The following is a 260-nucleotide window of genomic DNA, read 5'->3' as shown; positions in this document are numbered from 1 at the left end:
GTCTTAGGCGGTGAGGAGGAATACATGTGAAATCACGTCAACTGTGGACTTGGATCGCTGCAGGGTCGGTTCTGGGAGTGCTTCTGGTGCTCCTGTTCATTCCAGGCTCCAAGGAGCCCGGCCAGACCGCACAGCCCCCACAGCCGCTGAAGCCTCAGGTCGAGCATAAAGCGAAGCATATGACCCTGCTCAGCGATATCGAATCAACCGACCGATTGAACCGGGTTGATGCGAAGGGGCATTTGCGGGCGATGCTGAAC

Annotated in this window: 1 protein-coding gene; it reads left to right on the top strand. The window is 57.3% G+C overall.

The window, feature by feature from the left end; genetic code table 11:
• Positions 1-26: 26 nt before the first annotated feature.
• The coding region (locus ACSNOG_RS33550) for a hypothetical protein (protein WP_436756444.1) at positions 27-260 on the top strand (234 nt) is incomplete at its 3' end.

The sequence above is a fragment of the Streptomyces sp. URMC 124 genome (assembly GCF_051386455.1).
GTDB lineage: Bacteria > Actinomycetota > Actinomycetes > Streptomycetales > Streptomycetaceae > Streptomyces.
Note: the sequence above shows the minus strand (reverse complement) of the source record. Positions and strands in the feature narration are given on the sequence as shown.